Source organism: Streptococcus jiangjianxini, from assembly GCF_040225085.1.
GTDB classification, from domain to species: Bacteria; Bacillota; Bacilli; order Lactobacillales; family Streptococcaceae; genus Streptococcus; species Streptococcus jiangjianxini.
Window position 1 is genome coordinate 1 of sequence record NZ_JBEHGL010000046.1, and the last position, 1,121, is coordinate 1,121.

Here is a 1,121-nt window from a genome sequence, read left to right on the forward strand (position 1 = left end):
AAAGAAAAACCCTCCGTCCCAGCACTTGAACCGTTCTTTGCCCAACCTAACCATCCTTTATTCTGGCTATGAACGCGATAATAGACATCATAGTGCTGACTAATCTCACCAACTAAAGCAATTCTCACTGCCTCGATTTGACGATTAGAACTCTCCTGACCACTTGCTTGGCCTTCTCTAACGGCTGGTATCCAACCAACGTTTTGAATATGTGTTTGGTATGATAGATAACCTAGATAATCCGAATGAAGACGAAGTTTCAATGACTCTATTTGTTGATTCTGACCTGTACTACCACTCAAATGACCATCAGAAACTGAGCTCTGCCAACCCTTTTTCTCAATATAAGTTTGATAACTAATCGAAGCTGACTGAGCATCTCTTTTTATAAAAGACCGGCTCATGGACCCTGTGAAATGAGCACCTTTAGGAAGGATTTGCATTTCAAGGGCTTCAAGACGTTTCGAGAGGCCTTCCGTTCCAGCATTAGCTCCATTCTTTGCCCAGCCTAACCATCCATAATCTTGAACATGAACACGGTAGTATAGATCAAAATGGGTCGCTAATTCTTGCGTTAATCGAACATTAACTGCCTCAAGACGTTTGCTTTGACCAACTGTACCACTAAGTTCTCCATTTTGGACTGGTCGCTGCCAACCGATATTTTGAATATGACTTTGGTAAACAATCCCTCCTAAGTCCGACATGTCTTTTCCCAAGTTGAGTTCGAGAGCTTCTAAACGTTTACTTTGACCAACCGTACCAATCAACTGCGTTGCATTACTCGGTTTTTGCCACCCTATATTTTCTACGTGCGATCGAATGTTTATATCACTATTATCAACTTTCGACAGATTTGATGCTGTCTCTGTAGTAGGGCGACTCTCTATTGTCGGAGCTGATGCTACTTTGTCATTGCTACTCACCAATGATGATGTCATCACTGGTGTTGGCGTTTTAACCTCCCTCAATAGGTTGGACGTCTCAGCAGGATTAACATTCTCTGCAGCCGATAATTCATCTCTCAAATCACGACTAGTTTCTCCCGATGAGGAATCAGCCATCATAGACGTGGTCTTTGTACCATTAGTTGGCTGTGGTGTAACATTCTCAGAACCACT

The 1,121-nt window shown here is 42.6% G+C and carries 1 pseudogene; it reads right to left on the minus strand.

What is annotated here, in order from left to right:
• A pseudogene (locus ABP870_RS10595) lies at window positions 1-1,121 on the minus strand (hypothetical protein); the annotation flags it as partial.